The 19,233-nt window shown below is 59.5% G+C and carries 17 protein-coding genes; 14 read left to right on the top strand and 3 right to left on the bottom strand.

Features of this window, described 5'->3' with window-relative positions; all coding sequences use genetic code 11:
• Nucleotides 1-40 precede the first annotated feature (40 nt).
• From ACIOZM_RS02405 to phnE, 6 genes are all read left to right on the top strand, one after another.
• Nucleotides 41-658 carry a LysE family translocator gene (locus ACIOZM_RS02405; protein ID WP_401209100.1) on the top strand — a complete coding sequence of 206 codons (618 nt, stop codon included), beginning with the start codon at nucleotides 41-43 and terminating at the stop codon, nucleotides 656-658.
• Nucleotides 659-761: 103 nt separating this feature from the next.
• Nucleotides 762-1,232, top strand: coding sequence for a MaoC family dehydratase (locus ACIOZM_RS02400; RefSeq protein ID WP_401209097.1), 471 nt, complete (start codon nucleotides 762-764; stop codon nucleotides 1,230-1,232).
• Nucleotides 1,233-1,443: 211 nt separating this feature from the next.
• A complete protein-coding gene (locus ACIOZM_RS02395; protein ID WP_401209095.1) occupies nucleotides 1,444-2,307 on the top strand; it encodes a putative selenate ABC transporter substrate-binding protein in 864 nt (287 codons plus the stop codon).
• A complete protein-coding gene (locus ACIOZM_RS02390; protein ID WP_401209092.1) occupies nucleotides 2,304-3,101 on the top strand; it encodes a phosphonate ABC transporter ATP-binding protein in 798 nt (265 codons plus the stop codon). The genes ACIOZM_RS02395 and ACIOZM_RS02390 overlap by 4 nt, the downstream gene beginning before the upstream one ends.
• On the top strand, nucleotides 3,095-3,922 hold the full coding sequence (locus ACIOZM_RS02385; RefSeq protein WP_401209089.1) for a PhnE/PtxC family ABC transporter permease: 828 nt from the start codon (nucleotides 3,095-3,097) through the stop codon (nucleotides 3,920-3,922). Before ACIOZM_RS02390 ends, ACIOZM_RS02385 begins: the two co-directional genes overlap by 7 nt.
• Nucleotides 3,919-4,686: a phosphonate ABC transporter, permease protein PhnE gene (phnE, locus tag ACIOZM_RS02380; RefSeq protein ID WP_401209087.1), complete on the top strand. Its 768-nt coding sequence runs from the start codon at nucleotides 3,919-3,921 to the stop codon at nucleotides 4,684-4,686. Before ACIOZM_RS02385 ends, phnE begins: the two co-directional genes overlap by 4 nt.
• 5 nt (nucleotides 4,687-4,691) lie before the next feature.
• Here phnE and ACIOZM_RS02375 read toward each other — a convergent pair whose 3' ends face one another.
• Complete coding sequence (locus ACIOZM_RS02375) at nucleotides 4,692-5,465, bottom strand: helix-turn-helix domain-containing protein (protein WP_401209084.1); 774 nt, start codon at nucleotides 5,463-5,465, stop codon at nucleotides 4,692-4,694.
• Nucleotides 5,466-5,665: 200 nt separating this feature from the next.
• Here ACIOZM_RS02375 and ACIOZM_RS02370 point away from each other — a divergent pair, with 200 nt between their 5' ends.
• From ACIOZM_RS02370 to ACIOZM_RS02345, 6 genes are all read left to right on the top strand, one after another.
• Nucleotides 5,666-7,300, top strand: a complete 1,635-nt coding sequence (locus ACIOZM_RS02370) for an APC family permease (RefSeq protein ID WP_401209082.1) — start codon at nucleotides 5,666-5,668, stop codon at nucleotides 7,298-7,300.
• 34 nt (nucleotides 7,301-7,334) lie between these two features.
• Nucleotides 7,335-8,261: a 4-hydroxyproline epimerase gene (locus ACIOZM_RS02365; protein WP_401209080.1), complete on the top strand. Its 927-nt coding sequence runs from the start codon at nucleotides 7,335-7,337 to the stop codon at nucleotides 8,259-8,261.
• A 51-nt stretch (nucleotides 8,262-8,312) separates the two neighbouring features.
• Nucleotides 8,313-9,260, top strand: coding sequence for a dihydrodipicolinate synthase family protein (locus ACIOZM_RS02360; RefSeq protein WP_401209077.1), 948 nt, complete (start codon nucleotides 8,313-8,315; stop codon nucleotides 9,258-9,260).
• Nucleotides 9,261-9,336: 76 nt separating this feature from the next.
• Nucleotides 9,337-10,914, top strand: coding sequence for an aldehyde dehydrogenase (NADP(+)) (locus tag ACIOZM_RS02355; protein WP_401209074.1), 1,578 nt, complete (start codon nucleotides 9,337-9,339; stop codon nucleotides 10,912-10,914).
• A gap of 3 nt (nucleotides 10,915-10,917) precedes the next feature.
• A complete protein-coding gene (locus tag ACIOZM_RS02350) occupies nucleotides 10,918-12,192 on the top strand; it encodes an FAD-dependent oxidoreductase (RefSeq protein WP_401209071.1) in 1,275 nt (424 codons plus the stop codon).
• A gap of 69 nt (nucleotides 12,193-12,261) precedes the next feature.
• Nucleotides 12,262-13,242: a Dyp-type peroxidase gene (locus tag ACIOZM_RS02345; RefSeq protein WP_401209069.1), complete on the top strand. Its 981-nt coding sequence runs from the start codon at nucleotides 12,262-12,264 to the stop codon at nucleotides 13,240-13,242.
• 19 nt (nucleotides 13,243-13,261) lie between these two features.
• On the opposite strand, the gene ACIOZM_RS02340 is transcribed toward ACIOZM_RS02345, so the two are convergent.
• Together ACIOZM_RS02340 and ACIOZM_RS02335 are read right to left on the bottom strand one after the other, a co-directional pair.
• A complete protein-coding gene (locus tag ACIOZM_RS02340; RefSeq protein WP_401209066.1) occupies nucleotides 13,262-15,250 on the bottom strand; it encodes a U32 family peptidase in 1,989 nt (662 codons plus the stop codon).
• A gap of 224 nt (nucleotides 15,251-15,474) precedes the next feature.
• Nucleotides 15,475-15,855, bottom strand: coding sequence for a RidA family protein (locus tag ACIOZM_RS02335; RefSeq protein ID WP_401209064.1), 381 nt, complete (start codon nucleotides 15,853-15,855; stop codon nucleotides 15,475-15,477).
• 192 nt (nucleotides 15,856-16,047) lie between these two features.
• On the opposite strand from ACIOZM_RS02335, the gene ACIOZM_RS02330 reads away from it, so the two are divergent.
• Together ACIOZM_RS02330 and ACIOZM_RS02325 are read left to right on the top strand one after the other, a co-directional pair.
• Entirely contained in the window at nucleotides 16,048-18,447 is a 2,400-nt protein-coding gene (locus ACIOZM_RS02330) for an AAA family ATPase (RefSeq protein WP_401209061.1), read from the top strand.
• Nucleotides 18,444-19,214 (top strand): HNH endonuclease, encoded by a 771-nt coding sequence (locus tag ACIOZM_RS02325; RefSeq protein ID WP_401209058.1) that lies wholly within the window; start codon nucleotides 18,444-18,446, stop codon nucleotides 19,212-19,214. Before ACIOZM_RS02330 ends, ACIOZM_RS02325 begins: the two co-directional genes overlap by 4 nt.
• Nucleotides 19,215-19,233: the final 19 nt, after the last annotated feature.

Raw genomic sequence — 19,233 nt, 5'->3', positions numbered from 1 at the left:
TGAACAGCGCGGGCCTCGCTCAATTTTTGTGAGAAAGAAGATGTCCCTGAGTGTTTTCGCCGCCTTCTGGGCGGTGTCTTTTCTGTTCGTGCTCACCCCGGGCGCGGATTGGGCGTATGCGATATCGGCAGGACTGGTTGGCCGCGTGGTGATACCTGCCGTAGTCGGGCTGCTGATCGGCCATCTATTCGCTACCCTGATCGTTGCTGCTGGAGTTGGCACTTTGATCGCCGGCAATCCGCTGATGCTGTCGCTGCTCACCATCGGCGGCTCGCTGTATCTGCTGTGGCTCGGTTTCAACTTGCTCGTGCATCCGCCGACACCTCACGCCGCTAACACCCAGGTTTCACAATCACGGGCACGCTGGATTTTGAAAGGAGTGTGCGTGAGTGGGCTCAATCCAAAAGTCTTTCTGTTATTTCTGGCATTGCTGCCGCCCTTCACTGATCCGACGGCAGCATGGCCAGTGTGGCTGCAGATCGTCGCTTTGGGTCTGTTGCATGCTTTCAGTTGCGCTGTGGTTTATCTGCTGGTCGGCTTCGGTTCTCGTTCGGTCTTGCAGACACGTCCGGTGGCGGCTCGATTCGTCGGTCGACTCTCGGGAGCCACCATGATTCTGATTGCAGTATTTTTGTTGATTGCACAGATCCACAACTGAACCGCTGGGGCGGCGCGTAATTTTGCGGCCGATGTGCAGGCCTGTGAGTTTCGTGGGGCTGAACACTCCTTTCATGACAACCTTTGAAACAGGAACCCCATCAATGAAAAGCTTCAGACAACGAGCCATCGACGGGCTGAAAACCGGTGATCGATTTACTCTGTCCCGCTGCTTTTCCCAAGAGGACATCGAGTGCTTCGCGAAAATTTCTCGCGACTATAACCCCGTGCACTTCGACCAGAGCTTTGCTCTAGCCCGCCAATTCAGAGGCCCGGTGTCCCACGGTTTGCTGACCGCCAGCCTGATTACCGAAATTGGCGGACAGATCGGTTGGCTCGCTTCATCGATGACATTCAACTTCAAGCGCCCGGTGTATCCGGGCCAGACTGTGACATGTGATTGGTTGATCACCGATGTGGATGAAAGAGATCGCGCGACAGCCACAATTATCCTGACGGACGAGGATGGTGCCGTAGTGCTTGAGGGTGAAACCCGTGGCGTATTACCAGGCTTGAAAGAACGGGAAATAATGTTGCGGATGATGATAGAGAGCGATTCGCCCCATCCGATGTAACGCGGCAGCCAGTAAATCGCCGCGCCAAGGTCACAACCAATATGTACTGCACAGCGCCGAAACACTTCTTCAGCCGCCACCGCTATGGCGATGCTGGTCTTTGATCTTTGGAATGCGTATAACCTCGCCGCTTCGTCTACCCTGAATGGGCGCCCGGTCGAGATATGGTCCGTGGCGCTTAGAATGTGACGCTCATGAAACGGAGAATTCCATGCTCAAACGATCCCTGGCACTGACCGCAGGCCTGGCCCTGTCTTTTTCTGCTCTGATGGCGCAGGCCGCCGATGTCTTGCGGGTCAGCGCTATCCCCGATGAAGCACCGACCGAGTTGCTGCGCAAGTTCGAGCCACTGGGTGCTTATCTGGAACAGCAATTGGGCATGAAGGTGCAGTTCGTCCCGGTTGCCGATTACCCGGCAGTGGTTGAAGCGCTGGCCACGGATCGTCTCGATATGGCGTGGCTGGGCGGCTTCACTTTTGTTCAGGCCCGTTTGAAGACCGATGCCACCACTCCGGTGATCCCGCTGGTGCAGCGTGAGCAGGATGCGCAGTTCACCAGTAAATTCATCACCGCCGACCCAAACGTGAAAAGCCTCGCTGACCTCAAAGGCAAAACCTTTGCTTTCGGCTCGGTGTCGTCGACTTCCGGCAGCCTTATGCCGCGTTACTTCATGCTGAAAAACGACAACATCAAACCAGAAGCCTACTTCAGCAAGGTCGCCTACTCCGGCGCTCACGATGCCACCGTGGCCTGGGTTCAGGCCGGCAAGGTCGATGCCGGGGTGCTGAACGCCAGCGTCTGGCAAAAACTGGTGGACGCCGGCAAGGTCGACACCAACAAGGTCAAGGTTTTCGCTACCACTCCGGCCTACTTCGATTACAACTGGACCGTGCGTGGCACGCTTGATCCGGCACTTCAGGCGAAGATCAAAAAAGCCTTCCTGGCGCTTGACCCGGCCAACCCGGAGCAGAAGAAGATTCTTGATCTGCAAGCGGCCAGCCGCTTCATCGAAACCAGCCCGGATAACTACAAGGGTATCGAGGAAGCCGCCCGCGCTGCCGATCTGCTGAAATGACACTGAGCCTCAAACAAGGCAGCCTGCGCCACGCCAATGGAGTCCACGCCCTGCGCGGTGTGGATTTGCAGATTGGCGCTGGCGAACAGGTGGCGATCATCGGGCCTTCAGGGGCCGGTAAATCGAGTCTGCTGAATCTGCTGGCCACCGCATTGCGGCCCAGCAGTGGCGAGATTGACGTACTGGGACACAACGCCTGGACGTTGTCTGCGCACCAGCGACAACGCCTGCGTGCGCGGATTGGTCTGGTGCATCAGGCGCCGCCGCTGCCTCCGCGTCAGCGCGTGGTCACCGCCGTACTGGCCGGCAAACTCGGCCAGTGGAGCCTGGGTAAAAGTCTGCTGAATCTGTTGCACCCGCTGGACATCCCCGGCGCCCGTGCGGCGTTGGCACGTCTGGACCTGGGCGACAAATTGTTCGCTTATTGCCAGCAACTGTCCGGTGGGCAATTACAGCGCGTCGGCATTGCTCGCGTGCTGTATCAGGCGCCGGAAATTCTGCTGGCCGATGAACCGGTATCAGCAATGGACCCGGTGCTGGCCGGGCATACGCTATCGATTCTGTCGCGGCATGCCCGCGAGCATAACGTCACGCTAGTGGCGAGCCTGCACGCAGTGGAGCTGGCGCTGTCGCACTTTCCACGGATCATCGGCCTGCGCGACGGGCAAATCCTCTTCGATAGCCCCTCCGACAAAGTCAGCCGCGAAATGCTCGATGCGCTGTATGCCAACGAACAACTGCAAAGTCCGGTGAACCCGGCCACGCCACTGATCGTGCAGATTCCGCGATGCTGAGCGCTGATTCACGCGACCCGGCTGCCGGGCCACGCTTGCTGCTGACCTTATTGGCGATTGCCTTGTTATGGCCGGGAATCCAGCTCAGCGAGTTGAACCTCGGCGTGTTGTTTCAGGCTGACAGCCGCAGCGCCATGGGCAGCTTCGTCGCGGGGTTCTGGCCTCCGGCGCACGACGGCGAGTTTCTTCGGCTGCTGTGGACAGCCACCCTGCAAACTTTAGCCATAGCCACGGCGGGCATGGCCTTGGCGCTGCTGTTGGCGGTGCCGGCCAGTCTGATTGCCAGTCGCGCCTTGTCGCTCTCCGCTGCATCGAGAAGCGGTGTTCCCAGCCGTGTTGGTCGCCTGCTGCGCTGGCCGGTTCGCGGCTTGCTGATTTTCCTGCGCAGCGTGCCGGAAATCGTTTGGGCGCTGCTGTTCGTGCGCGCGGTCGGCCTCGGGCCAGCGGCAGGTGTGTTGGCCATCGCCATCACTTACAGCGGCATGCTCGGCAAGGTTTACGCGGAGATTTTCGAATCGACCGACCAGCGTCCGGCACACGCATTGATGCAGGCTGGCAGCGGTCGGCTGGCAAGTTTCGCCTACGGCATCCTGCCCAATGTCGCGGCGGAACTGCTGTCGTACACGGTCTATCGCTGGGAATGTGCGATCCGCGCTTCGGTGGTGATGGGGTTCGTCGGCGCTGGTGGTTTGGGGCAGCAGATCGATCTGTCGCTACGCATGTTCGCCAGCGGTGAGGTCGCCAGCATGTTGCTGACCTTCCTGATTCTGGTGCTCGGCGCCGATCAACTCAGCCGCCTGCTGCGCTGGAGGCTGACATGAACCGTCTGCTCAATCTGTTGCTGATCGCCGGGATCGGCGCAGCGGTCATCGCCTCGTTTGCCTATCTGGGTCTCGACCTTGGTGAGTTGGGCAGCGCCGCCAGTCTCAAGCAAATGGGGGTTTATGCGCAGCGTTTTCTCAGCCCGGATCTGAGTTCGACGCACCTGCAAGCGATACTGCATGGTTCGATGGAAACCCTGGCCATGTCGACCCTCGGCACCCTGCTCGCCGCCGTGGTCGGCATCCTCTTGGCCCTGCCCGCCGCTGGCCGATTTGGTTGGCCGCTGCAAAGTGCTTCGCGGTTGCTACTGAATGGCCTGCGCGCGATTCCGGAACTGGTGTGGGCGGCGCTGATGGTGCTTGCGGCCGGCCTCGGCCCGAATGCCGGCACGCTCGCTCTGGCGTTGCACACCACTGGCGTGCTCGGTCGGTTATTTGCCGAAGCACTGGAAAACACTCCGCCCGAACCTGCAGAAGCCATCCGTTTGCAGGGCGGCAATCCGGTGTTGGCGTTCTGCTACGGCACGCTGCCCAACCTCGCCCCGCAGTTGCTCGCCTACGTCCTGTACCGCTGGGAAAACAACATCCGCATGGCCAGCGTGCTGGGTTTTGTTGGTGCCGGTGGTCTTGGGCAAATGTTGTATGTAAGTCTCAGCCTGTTTCAGGAAGCGCAGGCCAGCACGGTGATTCTGGCGATGCTGGTGCTGGTGCTCGGGGTCGATTCGCTGAGTGCCTGGAGCCGGCAACGCTGGGTCAAGGCGTAAGCGTTCTAATGCCCCGTCGCCTGCCGATACTGGCGCGGGGTGAACCCGGTCGAGGCCTTGAACTGCCGGGTGAAGGCGCTGTGATCGGTATACCCGCATTGCAGCGCCACTTCGGTAATCGGGATTTCGCTGTGCAACAGCCGATGCGCGTGTTCCAGACGTACCTTCTGGATCATCTGCCGTGGCGTCAGATGGAATACCCGCTTGCAGTAGCGCTCCAGTTGCGCCACTGAAATACCGGCGATGCGCGTCAGTTCACCGAGCGTGACGCGGCGGTTGAAATGCGCGCGAATGTACTCGTCCACGGCAGCCAGCCGCTGATAGGCCGGATGGGTTTCGCTGGCTGTTTGCAGATCGACCGAAATGCCTGCCAGACCGATGATTTCGTGGTTGCGATTGTATAGCGGCCGTTTGTGCGTCAGGCACCAACCGGGCTCGCGACTGCCGTACAAGTGCAGCTCCAGTTGATCATCCAGAATCAATCCTTCCTCCAGAACCCGCCGATCCTGTTCGGTGTAACCCGGCCCTAATTGCGCCGGGAATACCTCGGCGCTGGTCTTTCCCAACAGCGGTCGCAAGTCTTTTAAACCGCAGCGCTGCACCAGCGTGCGGTTGGCCAGGACGTAACGCGCCTGCACATCCTTGATGAAGATCGCCGCGTTGGGGATGACGTCGAGCATCGGTAACAGCAGCGCCATGCCCGCCAGCAAATCTTCGAGAGTTTGCGGCTGATTCGCCTCGTCTTGCTGACAGAGGATTGCAAATGCGTTCTGCGTCATGACGCTGACTTCCCACTCTGCGGTTCACCTGCTGCGCAGATTGCACGATGGCCGACAGCCTGTCGAGCCGGGCGTTCGCGCTTGGCAATTGTGCTGATTTCGTCATCGATGCCGGCAAAAAACATCAATCGCGGCTGATTTGATCGGTTCACTGTATGGCCACTGCACGCCCCTCCAATAACCCAAAAAAAGGCGACGCTATGACAGGCCAAGGCAAGTTCAAAAAACAGCTCTCACTGATAGACCTGACGTTTATCGGACTGGGCGCGATCTTCGGTTTCGGCTGGCTGTTTGCGGCCAGTCACGTCTCCGCGATTGCCGGTCCGGCGGGGATCTTCTCCTGGCTGTTGGGCGGTTTCGCCGTGTTGTTGCTGGGCATTGTTTATTGCGAGTTGGGCGCTGCATTGCCGCGTGCCGGTGGTGTGGTGCGTTACCCGGTGTATTCCCACGGGCCGCTGCTCGGCTACCTGATGGGCTTCATCACGCTGATCGCGTTTTCCAGTCTGGTGGCGATTGAAGTGGTCGCTTCCCGGCAATATGCCGCCGCGTGGTTTCCCGAGCTGACCAAGGTCGGTTCCAGCGATCCGACGACCCTCGGCTGGCTCGTGCAATTCGCTCTGCTCTGCGTGTTTTTCCTGCTCAACTACCGCAGCGTCAAGACCTTCGCCATGGCCAACAATCTGGTCAGCGTGTTCAAGTTCATCGTGCCGCTGCTGGTCATCGGCGTGCTGTTCACCTTCTTCAAACCGGCCAACTTCGAGGTGCATGGCTTTGCGCCGTTCGGGCTGTCGGGCATTGAAATGGCGGTGTCTGCTGGCGGGGTGATCTTCGCGTATCTGGGCCTGACGCCGATCATTTCGGTGGCCAGTGAAGTGAAGAATCCACAACGCACGATTCCGATTGCGCTGATCCTGTCGGTGCTGCTTTCCACCGCGATTTATGTGCTGCTGCAAGTGGCTTTCCTCGGCGGCATCCCCACCGAAATGCTCGCCAACGGCTGGGCCGGCGTCGCCAAGGAACTGGCTTTGCCCTATCGCGACATCGCACTGGCGCTGGGCATAGGCTGGTTGGCATATCTGGTGGTCGCTGACGCGGTGATCTCGCCCAGCGGCTGCGGCAACATCTACATGAACGCCACCCCACGAGTGATTTACGGCTGGGCGCAGACCGGCACGTTCTTCAAGATTTTCACCCGCATCGATGAAAAGTCCGGCATCCCGCGCCCGGCGCTGTGGCTGACATTCGGTCTGTCGGTGTTCTGGACCCTGCCGTTCCCGTCGTGGGAAGCGCTGATCAACGTGGTGTCCGCCGCGCTGGTGCTGAGTTACGCCGTGGCGCCAGTGACGGTTGCCGCGCTACGCCGCAATGCGCCGGACATGCCGCGTCCGTTCCGGGTCAAGGGCATGAGCGTGCTCGGGCCGCTGTCGTTCATCATCGCTGCGCTGATCGTCTACTGGTCGGGCTGGAACACCGTGTCGTGGCTGCTCGGTCTGCAAATTCTGATGTTTGTCGTCTACCTGCTGTGCGGCCGATTTGTGCCGACCCAACACCTCAATCTCGGCCAACAGGTGCGCTCCTCGGCGTGGCTGATCGGCTTCTACGCGGTGACCATCGTATTGTCGAAACTCGGCAGCTTCGGCGGTATCGGCGTCCTCAGCCATCCCTTCGACACAGTGATCGTCGCGCTCTGCGCCATGGGCATTTACTACTGGGGCGCGGCCACAGGCGTACCGGCGCACCTGATCCGTCTGGAAACCGAGGACGACGAAAGCGAAGCCGCCGAATCGTCTACTTCCAGCGCCAACGACCAGCGTCCAGCCGGCGCACATGCCTGACTTCGGCCCTCAATCTCACTCAATGGACCATTCCATGAAACGAGTTCACATCATCGATTCCCATACCGGCGGCGAACCCACGCGCCTGGTGATGAAAGGCTTCCCGGACTTGCCCGGCAACAGCATCGCCGACAAGCGCGATGCCTTGCGCGAGCATCACGACAAATGGCGCCGCGCCTGCCTGTTGGAACCCCGTGGCAACGATGTGCTGGTCGGCGCGTTGTATTGCGAGCCGGTGTCGCCGGACGCGACGTGCGGGGTGATCTTCTTCAACAACGCCGGCTACCTCGGCATGTGTGGCCACGGCACCATCGGTCTGGTCAATTCGCTGCATCACCTGGGTCTTATCGACCCCGGCGTACACAAGATCGATACGCCGGTGGGCCCGGTCACCGCCACGCTGGACGCTGACGGCGCCGTCACTCTGTGCAATGTGCCGGCCTATCGTTACCGCAAACAGGTGCCGGTCGAAGTGCCGGGATACGGTCGCGTGCTTGGCGATATCGCTTGGGGCGGCAACTGGTTTTTCCTCGTCTCCGAGCACGGCCAGACGCTGACCATGGACAACGTCGACGCCCTCACCGATTACACCTGGGCGATGCTCAAGGCACTCGAAGCCCAAGGCATTCATGGCGAGGACGGCGCATTGATCGACCACGTCGAACTGTTCGGCGATGACCATCAGGCTGACAGCCGCAACTTCGTCATGTGCCCGGGCAAAGCCTACGACCGCTCCCCTTGCGGCACTGGCACCAGCGCCAAACTCGCGTGTCTGGCGGCCGACGGCAAACTCGCCGAAGGGCAGATCTGGACCCAGGCGAGCATCACCGGCAGCCAGTTCGAAGGCCGCTTCGAATGGGAAGGCGAGCGCGTGCGCCCGTTCATCACTGGCCGCGCCTACATGACCGCCGACGCCACCTTGCTGATCGACGAACAGGACCCTTTCGCCTGGGGCATCTGAGCGCCCGGCGATCCACTTACCTCTGAATCAATGTCCCAAGGAATCAAAACAATGAGCGACAACATCTTCACTGGCTGCATCCCTGCACTGATGACCCCGTGCACCCCGGATCGCAAACCTGACTTCGACGCACTGGTCGCCAAGGGCCGTGAGCTGATCGATATCGGCATGAGCGCCGTCGTTTACTGCGGTTCGATGGGCGACTGGCCGCTGCTGACCGAAGCCGAGCGTCAGGAAGGCGTGGCACGTCTGGTCGCGGCTGGCGTGCCGACCATCGTCGGCACTGGCGCCGTCAACAGTCGTGAAGCGGTGGCCCACGCAGCACACGCGGCGAAAGTTGGCGCGCACGGTTTGATGGTGATTCCTCGCGTGCTGTCCCGTGGCGCTTCGGCCACCGCGCAAAAGGCCCACTTCGCAGCGATTCTGCAAGCCGCGCCGGGTCTGCCGGCGGTGATCTATAACAGTCCTTATTACGGTTTCGCCACCCGCGCCGACCTGTTCTTCGAACTGCGCCGTGAGTACCCGAACCTGATCGGTTTCAAGGAATTCGGTGGCGCTGCCGATCTGCGTTACGCCGCTGAAAATATCACCTCGCAGGACGACGCCGTAACCCTGATGGTCGGTGTCGATACGCAGGTGGTGCACGGTTTCGTCAACTGCAACGCCACTGGCGCGATCACCGGAATTGGCAACGCCCTGCCCCGCGAAGTTCTGCAATTGGTGGCGTTGAGCAAGCAAGCGGCCAAGGGCGATGCCAAGGCCCGGCGTCTGGCGCGAGAACTGGAAGCCGCGCTGGCGGTGCTGTCGTCGTTCGATGAAGGCTGCGACCTGGTGCTCTATTACAAGCATCTGATGGTGCTCAACGGCGACAAACAATACGCCCTGCACTTCAACGCCAGTGATGCGCTCAGCGATGCTCAGCGCCGTTACGCCGAGACTCAATACACGCTGTTCCGCCAGTGGTACAAAAACTGGTCCGCCGAACAGAACGTCGCCTGACCGCTGCTTCAAGCCCCGCGTGCTTTGTAACTCTGGTGAAAGCGGCGGGGCCTCACTTTATTTATCAGGAAGCACCATGACTCTGACAGGCAACATGCTGATCGGCGGCCAAGCCATAACCGGCAGCCGCGAAGCGATCCGGGCGATCAACCCGGCCACTGACGAAGCGCTGGAACCGTCCTATGCCGGCGGCAGCGCGGAGCATGTCGAGCAGGCCTGCGTCTTGGCCTGGGCCGCGCTGGATCAATATCGCGAAACCACACTGGCGGCCCGCGCGGATTTTCTTGAATCCATTGCCGGGGAAATAGAAAAACTCGGCGATGAACTGATCGACCGCGCCGTGGCCGAAACCGGCCTGCCGCGCCCGCGCATCCAGGGGGAGCGCGGACGCACTTGCCAGCAATTACGCACCTTCGCCCGCACCGTCCGCGCCGGCGAATGGCTGGACGTACGCGTCGACAATGCCCAGCCGCAACGCCAGCCGCTGCCACGCGCAGATCTGCGTCAGCGTCAGATTCCGCTGGGGCCAGTGGCGGTGTTTGGCGCGAGCAATTTTCCGCTGGCGTTTTCCGTTGCTGGCGGCGATACCGCGTCGGCGCTGGCCGCCGGTTGCCCGGTGATCGTCAAGGCCCACAGCGCCCATCCCGGCACCAGTGAACTGGTCGGTCGTGCAGTGGCGAATGCGGTGAAGAAATGTGATTTGCCCGAGGGCGTGTTTTCGTTGCTGTTCGGTTCGGGCCGCGAAGTCGGGATTGCGCTGGTTTGCGATCCGCGCATCAAAGCCGTGGGCTTCACCGGTTCGCGCAGTGGCGGCACAGCGTTGTGCAAAGCGGCGCAGTCGCGTCGGGAGCCAATTCCGGTGTATGCGGAAATGAGTTCGATCAATCCGGTGTACCTGTTTCCCGAAGCTCTGTCGCAGCGTGGCGATGCGCTGGCGCAAGGCTTTGTTGCCTCGCTGACCCAGGGCGCCGGACAGTTCTGCACCAATCCCGGATTGCTGATCGCCCGTCAGGGCCCGGCGCTGGAGCGCTTTATCGACAGCGCCGCCGAGCTGATCCGCCGCAGTCCGGCGCAAACCATGCTGACGCCGGGGATCTTTAGCGCTTATCAAACCGCCACCGGTTTGCTGGCGGAAAATCCTCGCGCTCAGGTCGTGGCGAGCGGTCTGCCGGGCGAAGGCCCGAACCAATGTCGGGCACAGTTATTCGTTACCCAGGCGCAGGACTTTCTCGCCGATCAGCGTCTGCAAGGGGAAATGTTCGGTGCCGCCTCGTTGATCGTGCAGTGCGCCAGCGACGCTGAAATCCTTCAGGTCACCGAACACCTCGAAGGCCAACTGACGGCGACGCTGCACCTTGATCAGCAGGATTTGCCAAACGCTCGGGCCTTGTTGCCCACGCTGGAGCGCAAGGCTGGCCGGCTGCTGGTCAACGGCTGGCCTACCGGGGTCGAAGTGTGTGATGCGATGGTGCATGGCGGGCCGTTTCCGGCGACTTCGGATTCGCGCACGACCTCGGTCGGCACGGCGGCGATCCTGCGTTTCCTGCGTCCGGTGTGCTATCAGGATTTCCCCGACAGTTTGCTGCCCTCTGCATTGAAACAGGCCAATCCGCTGCTGTTGCGGCGCTTGCTCGACGGCCAGAGGGAAGCCTAGAACATGCCTGACAACCTCAATCAGGACAGCGCCGATGTCGCGGTGATCGGCGCAGGTATTATCGGCGTCGCCTGCGCGCTGCAACTGGCCCGGCAAGGACGCCGGGTGGTGGTCATCGACCGCGACGAGCCCGGCCACGGCGCCTCGTTCGGCAATGCCGGGCATCTGGCAACCGAGCAGGTGTTTCCGATTGCCGACCTGTCGATCCTCAAACGCTTGCCAGCCATGCTCATGGACCCGATGGGCCCGTTGCGCCTGGACTGGAAGTACATGCCCCGCGCCTTGCCGTGGTTCACGCGGCTGTTGCTGAATCTGCGCCCGGCGCCGTTCCAGCGCACGGTCGCCGGCCTGCGAGCGCTCAACGAAGGCAGCCTGCAAGCCTGGCAGCGATTGCTGCAAAGCATCGCCCACCCCGGCCTGCTCAAGGAGGACGGCTCGTTACTGGTGTTCGAACGCACGGACTCGCGGCAGGCCATCGAAGCCTTGCAGGCACGCATGCGTCAGCAACAGGTGTCAGTGGATTTCTGGGCGGCCAACGCTGTGCGCGATCAGGCGCCGCAACTCAGCGAGCAGATTCAGGGAGGCTTGTTCTTCCCGCGCACCGGGCATTTTCTCGACCCTTATCGGGTGGTCTGTGAACTGGTTGAAGCTGCCAAGGCCAGCGGTGTGCAGTTCTTGAAGCAGCAGGTTCTCGGCGGGCAGTTGCAGGCGCACTGCGTGTCTTTGCATACCGATCAAGGCCGGTTCACCGCGAGTCAGGTGCTGATCGCCTGCGGCGCGCACTCGGCGAAGCTCACAGCGGCGCTGACCGGCAAACAGGTGCCGCTGGACACCGAGCGCGGTTATCACTTGATGCTGCCCCATGAACAACAGCGTCTGCCGTTCGCCGTCACCTCGTTTGAACGCAAGTTCATCATGACGCCGATGGCTGACGGCCTGCGGCTGGCTGGCACCGTCGAATTCGCCGGACTGGAACGCCCGCCGGTGATGGAGCGTGCGTGGCAGTTGCATCGGCTGAGCAAGGGCTTGTTCCGGCATGACTTGAGCGCTGAAGGGGCGACGCCGTGGATGGGTTTTCGCCCGTCATTGCCCGACTCGCTGCCGATCATCGACCGGGTCTGCGACGGCAAGGTGTTGCTCGCGTTCGGCCATCAACATCTGGGGTTGACGCAGGCAGCGGTGACCGCCGAACTGATTGCGCAACTGGCCTCGTCGCCAACCACCCCGACATTGCCCGGACTGCCCGAACTGGCGCCCTATCGACTGAGTCGCTTCTGAGATATCGATCAAGCGGGATTTGGTTTCATAATGGCGGCCGACCTTAGTCACGCAACCATGGAACTGTTTATGACCTCAGCAATGGACACCCGGACACCTGAGCCGCAAGCGATCGGTAATCCAATCACCCGCAGCGCGATCTTCATGGTCTTGACGCTGGCGCCAGGCAGCGATTCCGCCAGTCAGGTACGTGGCTGGTGCGGCGACATCGCCGCCCTCACCCGCTCGGTCGGCAAACGCGTGCCTGACGGCAATCTGTCGTGCATCTGCGGGTTCGGTTCGAGTGCCTGGGATGCGCTATTTGGTAACCCGCGTCCGGCAGCGTTGCATGCGTTTCGTGAATTCGGCGTTGCCGGGCGTCAGGCGATTTCCACCCCGGGGGACATCCTGCTGCACATTCGCGCCGAGCAGATGGACCTGTGTTTCGAACTGGCAACGCAATTGATGGCCGCCCTCGGCGATGCCGTCGCGGTGGTCGATGAGGTCCAGGGTTTCCGCTACTTCGACATGCGCAGCATCATCGGTTTTGTCGATGGCACGGAAAACCCGGTCGGACGCAAGATTGGCGACTTCACGCTGGTGGGTGACGAAGATCAGGAGTTTGCCGCTGGTAGTTACGTGCTGGTGCAGAAGTATCTGCACAAGATGGATGCGTGGAATGCGCTGACCGTCGAAGCTCAGGAACGGGTGATCGGGCGCACCAAACTGGCGGACATCGAGCTTGATGATGCGGTCAAGCCGAGCTGCTCGCACAGTTCGTTGACGACGATTACCAAGGACGGCAAGGAAGTGAAAATCCTCCGCGACAACATGCCCTTCGGCAAGCCCGGGGCTGGTGAGTTCGGTACTTATTTCATTGGTTATGCGCGCTCGCCGGAACCGATCGAGCTGATGCTGGAGAATATGTTCGTTGGCAAACCCGTCGGCAACTACGACCGTTTGCTGGATTTCAGCACGGCAGTCACCGGGGGGCTGTTCTTTGTACCGTCAGCCGATTTGCTCGAAGAACTGGCGGACCGAGAGCCTGAGCAGGCGAGCGTGACCCCGTAGGATCACGCCCGCCCGTCACTCAGTGTGGTGCGCGCGGGATGGTTTTCATCAGGTCTTCGGGGCTGATGTGGCCAACCACGCTGCCCAGTTGCGGCAGGTTGAGAATGTGGCCTTTCATCTTGCCGATGATGTGCATCTCGCAAGGCTTGCAGTCGAACTTCAGGGTCAGCACTTCGTCACCGTGAATCAGCTGCATCGGTGCAACCTTGGTGCGCACGCCGGTCACACCCTTGGCCTGTTTCGGGCACAGGTTGAACGAGAAGCGCAGGCAGTGCTTGGTGATCATCACCGGCACTTCGCCCGATTCTTCGTGAGCTTCGTACGCAGCGTCGATCAGCTTCACGCCGTGGCGGTGATAGAAGTCGCGGGCCTTCTGGTTGTAGACGTTGGCCAGGAACGACAGGTGCGATTCCGGGTACACCGGAGGCGGCGTGGTCTCGGCTTTACGGCTGCCACGCGGGTGCGCGGCGATCCGTGCGGCGGTCAGGGCTTCAATCACTTCGCGGCGCAAAGTCTTGAGCTGCGAATTCGGGATGAAGTAGGCCTGCGGCGCATCGAGCTTGATGTCGGTGGCGTGATACTGCGTGGTGCCGAGTTGGCCCAGCAGATCCTGCAACTGTTCCAGCGCCTGCTCCGGCTTGTTGGCAACGCCAAACGGGCCGTTCAGGGTGACGCTGGCCTTGATCCCTTCTTCGCTGGTGGCAGTCACTTCCAGCTGATCTTCCCGCAAACGGGCAACCCAGCTCAGGGCCACACGACGCTCGGCGGAGGTCTTTTGCAGGGCCTGCTGCCAGTTGTGATCGAGGTTGCGGTTCAGCGGATGATTCGGGCGCAGCTTGTACATACCTTCAGGCATCTCGTTCGGCTCGACGCGATAGCGATAGCGCTTCTCGCCGTCTTCTTCGAACTCGCCTTTCGGCTCGGCGATGTTGGCGCGGAAACCCACCACTTCACGCTTGACCAGCACGTTGAGCCCGTCGCCGTTGGACAGCGGCTCCTGGGTCACCACCAGCATGTCACGCTTGGCGACTTTCTCGACCACACCCACCGGCAAGCCGGTGAACGTCGGTGAATCGAAGGCGCCGATGTCGATCTTGCGGTCGGTGACGAAGTAATCGGTGCTGCCGCGATGGAAAGTCTTTTCCGGGTCGGGCAGGAAGAAATGCGCGGTGCGGCCGCTGGAAGCGCGAGCCAGGTCCGGGCGATCTTCAAGCACATCGTCGAGGCGCTGGCGGTAATAGGCGGTGATGTTCTTCACATAGCCCATGTCCTTGTAGCGACCTTCGATCTTGAACGAACGCACACCGGCCTCGACCAGGGCGCGGATGTTGGCGCTCTGATTGTTGTCTTTCATCGACAGCAGGTGTTTTTCATAGGCGATCACGCCGCCCTGCTCGTCTTTGAGCGTGTACGGCAAGCGGCAGGCTTGCGAGCAGTCGCCACGGTTGGCACTGCGGCCGGTCTGCGCGTGGGAGATGTTGCACTGACCGGAGAACGCCACGCACAGCGCGCCGTGAATGAAGAACTCGACGGCGGCGTCGGTTTCATCGGCGATGGCGCGGATTTCCTGGAGGTTCAGCTCACGGGCCAGCACCAGTTGCGAGAAACCGGCCTGATCGAGGAACTTGGCCCGCTCAAGCGTGCGGATATCGGTCTGGGTACTCGCGTGCAGCTCGATGGGCGGAATGTCCAGCTCCATCACCCCAAGATCCTGGACGATCAGCGCATCGACGCCAGCGTCGTACAACTGATGGATCAGCTTGCGTGCCGGCTCCAGTTCGTTGTCGTGCAGGATGGTGTTGATGGTGGTGAAAATCCGCGCATGGTAACGACGGGCGAATTCGACCAGATCGGCGATCTCGCTCACTTCGTTACAGGCATTGTGGCGCGCGCCAAAGCTCGGGCCACCGATGTACACGGCGTCGGCGCCATGCAGGATCGCCTCACGGGCAATCGCCACGTCGCGGGCAGGGCTGAGCAGTTCCAGATGATGCTTGGGCAAGGACATATATTTTTTTAGTCAGACTGTCACGGTTGAGGCGCGCATTGTAGCCGCGAAACGCCAAACCGGCACGCCCGTGCTGCCAAGTGGCGGATGCCCCGCCCTTAGGGACACCCCATTCCCTGTGGGAGCTGGCTTGCCAGCGATAGCGTCGGCACATGCAACATCAATATTGACTGACACATCGTCATCGCTGGCAAGCCAGCTCCCACAGGGTTTTGGGTGTCAGGTCAGGCTTTGGCGGCCATGGCGGTGACTTCCACGCGCATGCCTTCGACGGCCAGGGAAGCCACGCCAACCGCTGCGCGAACTGGCCATGGTTTGGCGAAGAAGCGTTTGTAGACTTCGTTGAACGCGGCGCGGTCGGCCATGTCGGTGAGGTAGATGGTCAGGTGCATGACCCGATCCATCGAACTGCCGGCCTTCTCCAGCGCGACTTTCAGCGCTTGCAGGGTGCATTCGCTTTGCAGCGTGACATCGCCCAGCTCCAAGCTGCCGTCGGCACGGGTCGGGATCTGCGTCGAAACCAGAATGCCGCCGAAACCGACAACGTCGGAAGAAATGGAGTCTGCGTCAGGGTCTGGGGTGAAGGTGATGTCTTGGTTTGCCATTGGGCTCTCTGGTCAAAGGAATTTAAGGGGTGCCTACGCGTGTTTTTTCGCGTCGGCAGTTTACAACACCCGGACGCCCCTAACGAACGCCACACTGACGAGTCGCAGTTGCTCGGGTAATATCAGAATGATGACCCGACGCCACTATTGGTGCGCTCGAATGTTGATTTGGCAGGATTCAAGGAGAAAAACATGCTTTCGGAGGGGGTGCTTCGCGCAGAACGGATTTGTCGTGAGCTTGCAAGGCAATCAAAAAACAGTGGTGTAGCTGAGGAGGAGCTTGAGGATGTAGCTTACGTGTTGCTCGGCGCATGGATACTGCAAAGCGAGTCCCGTACGCACGCTTACCTGCAGTCTTTGCAAGCGTCTGAACTGGATGAACTAATTTCAGACATCCTGAATAACGGCGACCCTTACAAGACTGAGGATCAGCTTGATCACCTGAGACAACTGCTGGCACATGCAATGGGTTGCGCCTGGACAGGGGTAACTCGCGGAGTAGGTGTAATGGCGATCGCTATCCGGCGTATAGCCGGCATGCTCATGCATGAATTGCTTGAACTGGATCAGGATGAACGAAAGCATGTACTGGATGTCATCTTTTACAGATTGTTCACACGTTTAATACCCACCAAGCAAAAACATAATGAACTTGTCGCCAGATATGCCGAGCCCCTGGTTCGTCTCTTCGGCGGAGTCGCTGAAGGGCAACCCGGTACGGGTGAGATATTCACGCGGACGGGCATGGCGGAACGTGCAGATATCCACTTCGATCATCGTAAAAACGATCTACCTCAAAAGCTAAATGATCGTCTGCGCTTTCTTCGCAACCTAAGGCTTGCGGCGCGTGACATTCCTTTTGAGGGCAAGGCTGCAAGTGAAAGAATATTCAACCTGTGGTTGTTCGATAAAAGCCTCGATATCAATCGAGCTGCCTATGACGACACACCGATGATGTTCTTGAACGAAAGCAAGCTCCAAGGATTAGTGGATGCCCGTCGCAGCGGCCATCCCCCTATGCTCGTGGTCATTGCGACTAAAGACCGGCGCCCATTTAAAAAGAATGAACACCTGCGCCGCGAACTCGTCGTCCATCACGAATTAAGAGCAGTCATCGATTTCACCAGCTTTACGGCAAAAGGCGAAGGTCGGTTCAGCCTTTGGTATTTCGGCCCTCCTTTCCTCGACTATCCGTATCACGTCGCCCAGATAGACGTAAGGCAATTACGCCTGAACCCGGAAACGGACGAAGTGCTTAGCAGCGCGTCGTTGGTTGGATCATTTCTACGAGCCTGGACTGAAGGACTCCCGATCTCACAGGCGATTCTGGAAGAATCAGGCGCCCCAAGGCGGGTCATCACGTTCATTGAAGAAGCCCTAGATAAGGACAAGGCCCAGATCCCTGGCTTTCTTCGCTTCGTCAACCGAGACCAGATGCAGGAAAAAGGCTTTTCGTTGCGTGCCGAGGATTACGTAGCGCAATACCAGGACAAAGCCTGGCGTGCGGAGGTCAAAATCGATCAGATCCTGGCGAGAATTCGCCCGGATGCCCGAGGACAATCGGTCTATCTGATAGGAGACAACGGTTCAGGCAAGAGCCTTGCATTGCGAGACGTCGCGACAGCACTTGCCTTGCAGGGACGCTTCAGCTTCGGTGTCTCATTCGGCACCACCGACAGATTCGAAAGATCAGCGCGATCTGAACCTCTCAAATCACATTTCACCTATGCCGGTGCCCGTAATTTCCACAACGGGCCAAACATGCGCCGCTTGCTTGGCGAGTTGGGGGACATGGTCAAGGAGATTTTCGACGACCCTATCCGCCTCAGCTGTTTTGAAACGGCAATGGATAGATTGGGCTTTCAGCGAAAACAATATCTGGTGCCCCTCGCCATGAAGTCCACTTCAGATCATCTGGAGCGGATACTGGCCGACATCCACCCGCTCTCCCAACTCAGCTCGACAGTAAGCAGCAATCTCAAAAAAGGCGCCTACAAAATCGCGGTCATACGCAATAACTCCCCCGAAATTGTGGTTTTCGATACCTTGAGTTCGGGCGAACAACAGATTCTCACAATGGTGATCAAAATCGTCGCCAACGTTCAGCGCGACACCACTGTGCTTCTGGATGAACCAGAGATCAGCCTGCATGTGGCCTGGCAACGTCAGCTCCCACATGTTCTGCGAGAGTTTTCCAAGGTTCTCGGTTGCTCATTTGTGGTCGCCACTCACTCCCCCATCGTCATCGCCTCAGCCAGCAATGTTTACGACCATTGCTTCGTGATGAAAAAAGGTCGCCTCAAGGAGCTAAAAGCGTCTGAGCGAAAATCTGTAGAAGCAAGTTTGTTCGAAGGTTTCCAGACCTATACGCCTTACACCCACCATATACAGGAGCGCTGCGCGGAAATTATCTCCAGGGTCGTGGGTGATTCGGATGAGCAGGGCCAGATATGGGCCGATGAAAACCAGTTTTTGGCCGAACTTGAGTCTCTCAAAGAGAGCCTGGATGAAACCATCGTTCATGGCGCCGCATCTGACCGGTCCCTTGTCGACAAAGCTATCGCGGCTGTACGAGAGATTATGACGCCATGACAACTTCAGTCCCTGGCGACGCAATCCATATACGTTTACGCAGAGAACTCGCCGAGTATCTGGCACGCCCGCACCGAACCAAAAAGCTTCGTGCAGAAACACGTGATCTGGTGCACAGGCTGTTCCGTAAAACAAGAAAAGGTCTGGCAGATGGCTGGACGTTACTTGAGGCGCTGAACCCAGAAGACGGCGACATTGCTACTGCCTCCCAACTCAAGGCAGCGTTGCGTGATCAGTTGGTCAAGCAACAAGGGAACCGCTGCTGTTACTGCCGACGCTGGCTGGTTAATACGGCGTATGCACGCCCCATTGAGCATGTATTGCCAAAAGCCTCATACGCGCAGTTCTCGCTTCACTTCTGGAATCTGGCAGTTGCGTGTACCGACTGCAACTCCAAGAAGACCAACACCATATGGGGAAGTATCGACCCCAATCGCTTGAAATACCCCCTGCCCTCCAGCATTGAGGATTGGTATCACCCGCGATTCCACGACTACGATCAACACATACGCTACGTTCGCCTGGAATCGAACGAAACGACCGTTATCGTTTATCAGGGTAAGACCCCTCAGGGCATGGCGCTTTGCAACTCTTTATTGCGCCATATCGCGGCCAAGGAAATGTTGATTGCCAACAATCCCGCGTTGAGTTCTTTCGTCGCGACGATCAATGAGTGCGGCGATCGATTTGATGCTGCGAAGACAGAAAAGCTGCGCGACTTTCAGGATGAGCTGGGCGCGTCAGTAACCCGAATGATCGATATTTAGAAAAGCCTGGTTAATAGTC

This window comes from Pseudomonas sp. NPDC087346 (assembly GCF_044744235.1).
In the GTDB taxonomy this organism is placed as follows: domain Bacteria; phylum Pseudomonadota; class Gammaproteobacteria; order Pseudomonadales; family Pseudomonadaceae; genus Aquipseudomonas.
This window is presented reverse-complemented; position numbering and strand designations above follow the sequence as displayed.

Bases quoted from the DNA above. Each gene is read 5' to 3' on its own strand.
- ACIOZM_RS02405 (WP_401209100.1), top strand. From the start codon at position 41: ATGTCCCTGAGTGTTTTCGCCGCCTTCTGGGCGGTGTCTTTTCTGTTC.
- ACIOZM_RS02400 (WP_401209097.1), top strand. From the start codon at position 762: ATGAAAAGCTTCAGACAACGAGCCATCGACGGGCTGAAAACCGGTGAT.
- ACIOZM_RS02395 (WP_401209095.1), top strand. From the start codon at position 1,444: ATGCTCAAACGATCCCTGGCACTGACCGCAGGCCTGGCCCTGTCTTTT.
- ACIOZM_RS02390 (WP_401209092.1), top strand. From the start codon at position 2,304: ATGACACTGAGCCTCAAACAAGGCAGCCTGCGCCACGCCAATGGAGTC.
- ACIOZM_RS02385 (WP_401209089.1), top strand. From the start codon at position 3,095: ATGCTGAGCGCTGATTCACGCGACCCGGCTGCCGGGCCACGCTTGCTG.
- phnE (WP_401209087.1), top strand. From the start codon at position 3,919: ATGAACCGTCTGCTCAATCTGTTGCTGATCGCCGGGATCGGCGCAGCG.
- ACIOZM_RS02375 (WP_401209084.1), bottom strand. From the start codon at position 5,465: ATGACGCAGAACGCATTTGCAATCCTCTGTCAGCAAGACGAGGCGAAT.
- ACIOZM_RS02370 (WP_401209082.1), top strand. From the start codon at position 5,666: ATGACAGGCCAAGGCAAGTTCAAAAAACAGCTCTCACTGATAGACCTG.
- ACIOZM_RS02365 (WP_401209080.1), top strand. From the start codon at position 7,335: ATGAAACGAGTTCACATCATCGATTCCCATACCGGCGGCGAACCCACG.
- ACIOZM_RS02360 (WP_401209077.1), top strand. From the start codon at position 8,313: ATGAGCGACAACATCTTCACTGGCTGCATCCCTGCACTGATGACCCCG.
- ACIOZM_RS02355 (WP_401209074.1), top strand. From the start codon at position 9,337: ATGACTCTGACAGGCAACATGCTGATCGGCGGCCAAGCCATAACCGGC.
- ACIOZM_RS02350 (WP_401209071.1), top strand. From the start codon at position 10,918: ATGCCTGACAACCTCAATCAGGACAGCGCCGATGTCGCGGTGATCGGC.
- ACIOZM_RS02345 (WP_401209069.1), top strand. From the start codon at position 12,262: ATGACCTCAGCAATGGACACCCGGACACCTGAGCCGCAAGCGATCGGT.
- ACIOZM_RS02340 (WP_401209066.1), bottom strand. From the start codon at position 15,250: ATGTCCTTGCCCAAGCATCATCTGGAACTGCTCAGCCCTGCCCGCGAC.
- ACIOZM_RS02335 (WP_401209064.1), bottom strand. From the start codon at position 15,855: ATGGCAAACCAAGACATCACCTTCACCCCAGACCCTGACGCAGACTCC.
- ACIOZM_RS02330 (WP_401209061.1), top strand. From the start codon at position 16,048: ATGCTTTCGGAGGGGGTGCTTCGCGCAGAACGGATTTGTCGTGAGCTT.
- ACIOZM_RS02325 (WP_401209058.1), top strand. From the start codon at position 18,444: ATGACAACTTCAGTCCCTGGCGACGCAATCCATATACGTTTACGCAGA.